This is a genomic window from Dorea ammoniilytica (genome assembly GCF_025567415.1).
Lineage (GTDB): Bacteria > Bacillota > Clostridia > Lachnospirales > Lachnospiraceae > Claveliimonas > Claveliimonas ammoniilytica.
In genome coordinates this window covers 426,008-433,638 of record NZ_JAOQJV010000001.1, presented here as the reverse complement: position 1 = coordinate 433,638, position 7,631 = coordinate 426,008, and the positions used below count along the sequence as shown (strand labels likewise).

Genomic DNA, 7,631 nt, shown 5'->3' with positions numbered 1-7,631 from the left:
TTGGCGGCATAAAAACTGCCACCAGTTTCTCGTATCTGGTGGCAGAAATAGTTTTTATTTTTTTGATTGTCTACTTGACGGGAAGCAGTTCAGATTCCACGAGAGTTCTTTTTGTAAGTTTAATCTTCATCATCACTTTCAACCGTGTATGTCTGACGCTTTCTTGCCAGTTCGTCATTTTCCAGATATTCATCATAGGTGGTGATCTTATCGATCATTTTGCCGCCCGGTACGATTTCCATGATACGGTTGGCAGTGGTCTGCACGATCTGGTGGTCACGGGATGTAAATAAGATCACACCAGGGAATTTGATCATACCGTTATTCAGAGCGGTGATGGATTCCATATCAAGGTGGTTGGTCGGTTCATCAAAAAGCAGTACATTAGCACCGGAGATCATCATCTTTGACAGAAGACAGCGTACCTTCTCACCACCGGAGAGAACCTTTACTTTCTTAACACCGTCGTCACCACCGAACAGCATACGTCCAAGGAAGCCACGCACGTAAGTGGCATCTTTGTTTTCAGAATACTGTGTCAGCCATTCTACGATGGTATCTTCATTGTCGAATTCAGAGGTGCTGTCCAATGGGAAGTACGCCTGTGAAGTGGTGACACCCCATTTATAAGTACCTTCATCCGGTTCCATTTCACCCATCAGGATCTGGAAAAGTGTTGTCTTAGCAAGCTCATTGCCGCCGACAAATGCAACCTTGTCTTCTCGGTTCAGTGTGAAACTGATATTGTCCAGAATTTTTTCACCCTCAATCGTTTTGCTTAGTCCGTCAACGGTGAGTACCTCATTACCGATGGAACGGTTTGGAGTGAAATTGATGTATGGGTATTTACGGCTAGACGGCTGAATATCATCGAGCTGGATCTTCTCCAGGGCACGTTTACGGGAAGTTGCCTGTTTGGATTTGGAAGCGTTGGCACTGAATCTGGAAATAAAGTCCTGCAACTCTTTGATCTTTTCTTCCTTTTTTTTGTTAGCTTCTTTCATCTGGCGGATCAGTAGCTGGCTGGATTCGTACCAGAAGTCATAGTTACCGGCATAGAGCTTGATTTTGCCATAATCGATATCAGCAATCTGTGTACATACCTTGTTCAGGAAATAACGGTCATGTGACACTACGATTACGGTATTGTCAAAGTTGATCAGAAATTCTTCCAGCCATCCGATAGCATCCAGATCCAAATGGTTCGTCGGCTCATCCAGAAGCAGGATGTCCGGGTTGCCAAACAGTGCCTGGGCAAGAAGAACTTTTACTTTATCCGGGCCAGGAAGATCCTTCATCATGGTGTAATGGAGTTCGGTACCAATTCCAAGTCCATTCAGAAGTGTAGCGGCATCGGACTCGGCTTCCCATCCGTTCATGGTTGCAAACTCGCCTTCCAGTTCGCTGGCACGGATTCCATCTTCATCAGTAAAATCTTCTTTGGCATAGAGTACTTCTTTTTCTTTCATAATCTCGTACAGTCTGGCATTGCCCATGATGACCGTATCAAGAACCATGTATTCATCATATTTAAAATGATCCTGCTGAAGAAATGACAAACGCTCACCAGGCGTAATGATCACTTCACCGTTGGTAGGCTCTAACTGACCGGACAGAATCTTTAAAAATGTCGATTTACCGGCACCATTTGCTCCGATCAGACCATAGCAGTTGCCTTCGGTAAACTTGATGCTTACATCTTCAAATAGCGCCTTTTTACCGACACGCAGGGTAACATTGCTTGTGCTTATCATAGCTTGATAATCCTCCTTATTCTTATATCCGCAGACAATCTTATCAAAAAAACATGGAAATAGCAAGGAAGCTGGTATATAATTATGCCATACTTGTTGTAATTAGAAAGAAGGGGATATCATGCATCATGCAACCATGATACTGGAAGGCGGAGCCACCAGGGGAGTATTCACATCAGGCGTATTGGACTACCTGATGGAAAAAGAGTTCTATACCTCCCATGTTATCGGCGTATCTGCCGGAAGCTGCAATGGCGTGGATTATGTATCCAGACAGCCGGGCAGGACCAGAGACTGTATGATCCACAGAGAGAAGGAATACAGTTACTATCAGGGAGTAAGAAGATTTTTAAAAGACAAAAGTTTATTAAATATGGATATGATCTTTGACCGTTATCCGAATGAAATCTATCCATTTGATTATGATACATTTTTTGCATCCAATATAAAATGTGAGATTGTAACGACGAACTGCGTGACCGGTAAAGCAGAATATATGGAAGAACACAGCGACAGAGAACGTCTGATGAGGCTGTGCCGTGCATCCAGCAGTATGCCGCTGGTTTCACCGATGGTGAATATTGATGGCGTGCCATATCTGGATGGTGGAGTGGCTGATTCTGTGCCGATCCGTCATGCATTGAAAAGTGGTAATGACAAGATCATCGTAGTGCTTACGCGTAATCCGGGTTACCGAAAGAAACCGGTGTCTAAGGGGACGGCGAAGCTTTACCGCAAAGCATACAAGAGCTATCCAAAGATGGCGGCGTGTGCTGTTCACAGGAATCGTATGTATAACCGTACGATGGAACTGGTAGAGAAGCTGGAAGCAGAAGGAAGGATTTATGTGATTCGTCCGATGGTTCCGACGGTATCCAGACTGGAGCGTGATTATGATAAGCTGATGAGCTTTTATGAGCATGGTTATGCTCTGATGAAGAAGGAGTATACAAATCTGCTCCGATATATGGAAGAATAAGACAGAACTGGAGATAATATATGGGTAAATCGCTATATATAGCTGAGAAACCAAGTGTGGCGCAGGAATTTGCCAAGGCGCTTCACTTAAAGACAAAGCGCGGCGACGGCTATCTGGAAGCAGAAGACAGTATCGTGACATGGTGTGTGGGACATCTGGTCACGATGAGCTATCCGGAAGTCTACGATATGAAATACAAACGGTGGAGTCTGGAGACTCTGCCTTTTTTGCCGGATGAATTCAAATACGAAGTTATTCCACAGACTTCCAAGCAGTTTCGGATTGTATCCGGTTTGTTGAAACGAGATGATGTAGATACCATTTATGTCTGTACCGACTCCGGTCGTGAGGGAGAATACATCTATCGTCTGGTGGAACAGATGACCGGTGTACAGAATAAAAAGAGATTAAGAGTCTGGATTGATTCCCAGACAGAAGAAGAAATCCTGCGTGGGATCAGAGAGGCAAAGGATCTGTCAGAATATGATAATCTATCGGCATCGGCTTATCTGCGCGCCAAAGAGGATTATCTGATGGGAATTAATTTTTCCCGTCTTCTGACATTGAAATATGGTAACAGTATATCGAATTATCTGAATAAAAAGTATTCCGTTATTTCTGTAGGAAGAGTTATGACCTGTGTACTTGGCATGGTTGTCCGCAGAGAACGGGAAATACGTGAATTTGTGGAGACTCCGTTTTACCGTGTCCTCAGTACCGTAGAAGTGAATGGGCAGAAGCTGGAAGGCGAATGGAAAGCGGTAGAAGGGTCCAGGTATTATGCATCTCCGCTTCTTTACAAGGAAAACGGATTCAAGAAAAAAGAAACTGCGGAGGAACTGATCCGTTATCTAAAAGAAGAAGAGCCGTGTATGTATCGGATCGAATCCATTGAAAAGAAAAAAGAAAAGAAGAATCCACCACTGCTGTTTAACCTGGCGGAACTTCAGAATGAATGTTCCAAGCGCTTTAAGATCAGTCCTGACGAGACACTGCGGGTAGTACAGGAACTCTATGAGAAGAAACTGGTTACTTATCCGAGAACGGATGCCAGAGTGCTTTCAACGGCTGTGGCAAAGGAAATCCATAAGAATCTGAACGGACTCATGAAATATAGTCCGGCGGTACCATTTCTGAATGATATTGTGACTATGGGAAGTCATAAGGGACTGGCAAAGACTCGATATGTGAATGACAAGCAGATTACAGACCACTATGCGATCATTCCGACCGGACAGGGAGAGAGTGCATTAAAGAGTCTGTCTCATTTGTCCGGGCAGATCTATGATGTGATCGTTCGGAGATTCTTAAGTATCTTCTATCCGCCGGCGGTATATCAGAAAGTGCTGGTAACCGGTAAGATAAGAGAAGAGTCGTTTTTTACCAGTACCAAAGTTCTGGCAGAAAAGGGATATATGAAAGTAGCTGGTGTGCCGGGACAAAAGGAGGAGGACGAATCCGGAGAAAATGCACTTCTGGAAGCAGTTAAATCACTCCGTAAAGGCATGGCTCTTCCGGTGACAGACCTGTCTATCCGGGAAGGGAAGACCTCTCCGCCAAAACGGTATAATTCCGGTTCATTGATTCTTGCAATGGAAAATGCAGGTCAGCTTATTGAGGACGAGGAACTCCGTGCCCAGATTAAAGGAAGTGGTATTGGAACCAGCGCTACCAGAGGAGAGATTCTGAAGAAGTTATTTAATAACGGCTATCTGGCATTGAATAAAAAGACACAGATCGTAACGCCGACACTGGAAGGCGAGATGATTTATGACGTGGTGGAACATTCTATTCGGTCCCTTTTGAATCCGGAGCTTACCGCAAGTTGGGAAAAGGGGCTTACTTATGTGGCTGAAGGCGATATTACTTCAGAAGAATATATGACTAAATTAGAGAACTTTATACGGTCCAGAACCATGGGGGTACTGCGGCTGAATAATCAATATGAACTGCGCGGATGTTATGACCGTGCGGCTGGATTCTATAAGAAAGGAAAGAAATCATGAAAGAAATAACTGTCAAAGAACTGTACACACTGGATGAGACGATTGCGAAGGATTTGTTTGAAGGAGTTACTTATCCATGGGAAGTGTTGCCAAAGATTAGCGCATTCATCCTGAAATTGGGAGCTACGCTTCCGGCAGACGAGTATGAGAAAGTGGGAGATGACGTATGGATCGCCAGATCTGCCAATGTATTTCCGTCTGCATACATTCACGGACCGGCAATTATCGGTAAGAACGCAGAAGTGAGACATTGTGCGTTTATCCGTGGCAATGCGATCGTAGGTGAAGGCGCGGTTGTGGGCAATTCTACAGAGCTGAAAAATGTTGTGCTATTTAACAAAGTTCAGGTGCCACATTACAATTATGTAGGTGACTCCATTCTTGGTTATAAGGCGCATATGGGAGCAGGTTCTATTACTTCTAATGTAAAATCCGACAAGAAGCTGGTAGTTGTTAAGACTCCGGAAGGCAATATTGAGACCGGTATCAAGAAATTCGGAGCAATGCTTGGAGATGAAGTAGAGGTAGGCTGCGGATCTGTGCTGAATCCCGGAACAGTTGTGGGAGCACACAGTAATATCTATCCGCTTTCATCCGTAAGAGGAGTGGTGCCGGCAGGAAGCATTTACAAAAAACAGGGCGAGGTTGTGGAAAAATATGGAATCTAAGCTTCAAATAGCGGAAGACAAATTTAATCACATGTATAACTGCTGCCAGTCAGTTATATGTTGTTATTGTGAGGAATTTGGCTTAGAAGAAAAAGATGTATTTCGCATGACAGAAGGATTTGGTCTGGGAATGGGAGGTCTTAAAGATACTTGCGGTGCAGTTGTTGGGATGTTTATGACTATAGGTCTTGCCAATTCAGCAGGAAATCTCTCTGATCCATATATGACGAAATCAGATACTTATAACAAGATTATGGAGGCTGCTCGTCTGTTTGAAGAAAAGAAGGGATCTCTGATGTGCAGAGATTTGCTTACGGATAAAGGAGCACAGCCATTGCCATGCTGCAGAGAATGTGTGAAAACAGCAGTAGAAGTATTAGAGATTATCATATAGCATAAAAAGATTCGGCTTTTAAACCGAATCTTTTTTATTGACAGTATATTCATCCTGTGATATTATAACAACATCAACTTTAACACTTTAAAGCGCAACGGTTTAAAGCGGCGGTGTTTTTGAGAATGAGAGAAATGAATGGAGGAAATGAATATGTCGAAAGAATTACTGTGTGCCATAATGTTAATCATCTTTTTTGGAGTTATGGTGTACGTTGGATTTTATTCTAGAAAACATGCTAAGGATGTGAATGGTTTTGTTCTTGGCGGGCGCGGTGTAGGTCCATGGCTTACAGCATTTGCTTTTGGAACATCATACTTTTCAGCAGTTATCTTTGTGGGATATGCGGGACAGTTTGGCTGGAACTTTGGTCTCGCATCTACCTGGGCGGGACTTGGTAATGCGTTTATCGGTTCGCTGCTTGCGTGGAATGTTCTGGGAAGAAGAACAAGAGTTATGACGCAGCATCTGGATGCCAAGACAATGCCGGATTTTTTTGGAAAGAGATTTGAATCTGTCCCATTAAAAGTGGCAGCTTCTGTGATTGTATTTATCTTTCTGATTCCATACACTGCATCTCTTTACAACGGATTATCGAGTCTGTTTGGTCTGGTGTTTGATATTCCTTACTGGATAGTTATTGTGGTTATGGCAGTACTGACCGGTGTGTATGTTATCTTTGGCGGTTACATGGCTACAGCAATCAATGATTTTATTCAGGGAATTATCATGCTGTTTGGTATCTGTGCTGTAATCGGCGCGGTACTGATGGATAACGGCGGACTGCTTAATGCTACCAGGACACTTGCCTCTGTTACCGGAGATGCGGGGTGGCAGGGTGCGTACACAGCATTTCTCGGACCGGATCCGCTGGCACTTCTTTTTGTAGTTATCCTTACATCTCTTGGTACCTGGGGATTGCCGCAGATGGTTGGTAAATTCTATGCCATTAAGAGTGAAAAGGATATCCATAAAGGTACCGTGATTTCTACAATATTTGCGATTATCGTGGCAGGCGGATGTTACTTCCTTGGAGGTTTCGGACGGTTATATGCAGACCGTGTTGTGATCAATGAAATGACCGGAAAACCGTTATTTGACACAATCATCCCTACGATGTTATCGACACTTCCGTCTATTGTAATTGCGGTGGTAATTGTGCTTGTATTGTCGGCATCCATGTCCACACTGTCATCACTGGTACTAACATCCAGTTCTACATTTACACTGGATGTGATCAGACCGGCATCAAAGAAAAAAATACCGGATGAACAGCTGGTATCTACAATGCGGTTATTCATCGTATTTTTCATCATCGTATCTGCAGTGATCGCAATTTTCAAGGATGCACATCCGGAAGTTACATTTATTGCCCAGATGATGGGTGTGTCCTGGGGAGCGCTTGCAGGAGCATTTCTTGCACCGTTTTTATATGGATTGTACTGGAAAGGAATCAGCAAGACATCCGTAGCTGTATGCTTTGTCTGGGGATGTGCTGTGGCTGTATTGCAGTTAGTGATCACACTTACAGGAACCGATGTGAGCGGCTGGGGAACTGTACTCAGTTACATTTTTAAATCATCCATTAATTCCGGTGTGGTAGCAATGGTAGGCGGACTGATTATTGTCCCAATCATAAGTGTATTTACAGGAAAACAGGATAAGAAGGTTCTGGAAAATATGTTCTCATGCTACAGTGAAAAAATTACGATTACAAAGAAAACTTCTCTTCAGGAGTAAAAATGCGATTTTGGAAATGTAAAAGTATCATATCAGAATTAAAACACAGACTGCGGTTGACAATAACCGCAGTCTGCTGTATTATGTTCA

General features: G+C 43.5%; 6 protein-coding genes. 5 read left to right on the top strand and 1 reads right to left on the bottom strand.

Translation table 11 applies throughout. From position 1 onward, the window contains the following. Positions 1 to 119: 119 nt before the first annotated feature. Entirely contained in the window at positions 120 to 1,754 is a 1,635-nt protein-coding gene (locus tag OCV65_RS02080; RefSeq protein ID WP_118383540.1) for an ABC-F family ATP-binding cassette domain-containing protein, read from the bottom strand. A gap of 121 nt (positions 1,755 to 1,875) precedes the next feature. Between OCV65_RS02080 and OCV65_RS02075 the strand changes: the two genes are divergently transcribed. The 5 genes from OCV65_RS02075 to OCV65_RS02055 all read left to right on the top strand — a co-directional run bounded on the left by OCV65_RS02075 (position 1,876) and on the right by OCV65_RS02055 (position 7,541). Continuing rightward, positions 1,876 to 2,733, top strand: a complete 858-nt coding sequence (locus tag OCV65_RS02075; protein WP_262580765.1) for a patatin-like phospholipase family protein — start codon at positions 1,876 to 1,878, stop codon at positions 2,731 to 2,733. A 20-nt stretch (positions 2,734 to 2,753) separates the two neighbouring features. After that, positions 2,754 to 4,739, top strand: coding sequence for a DNA topoisomerase III (gene topB / locus OCV65_RS02070; RefSeq protein ID WP_262580764.1), 1,986 nt, complete (start codon positions 2,754 to 2,756; stop codon positions 4,737 to 4,739). Next, positions 4,736 to 5,407, top strand: coding sequence for an LbetaH domain-containing protein (locus OCV65_RS02065; RefSeq protein WP_118451983.1), 672 nt, complete (start codon positions 4,736 to 4,738; stop codon positions 5,405 to 5,407). The genes topB and OCV65_RS02065 overlap by 4 nt, the downstream gene beginning before the upstream one ends. Then, positions 5,397 to 5,801, top strand: a complete 405-nt coding sequence (locus OCV65_RS02060; RefSeq protein WP_262580763.1) for a C-GCAxxG-C-C family protein — start codon at positions 5,397 to 5,399, stop codon at positions 5,799 to 5,801. The genes OCV65_RS02065 and OCV65_RS02060 overlap by 11 nt, the downstream gene beginning before the upstream one ends. A gap of 153 nt (positions 5,802 to 5,954) precedes the next feature. Next, positions 5,955 to 7,541, top strand: a complete 1,587-nt coding sequence (locus OCV65_RS02055; RefSeq protein WP_262580762.1) for a sodium:solute symporter family protein — start codon at positions 5,955 to 5,957, stop codon at positions 7,539 to 7,541. Positions 7,542 to 7,631: the final 90 nt, after the last annotated feature.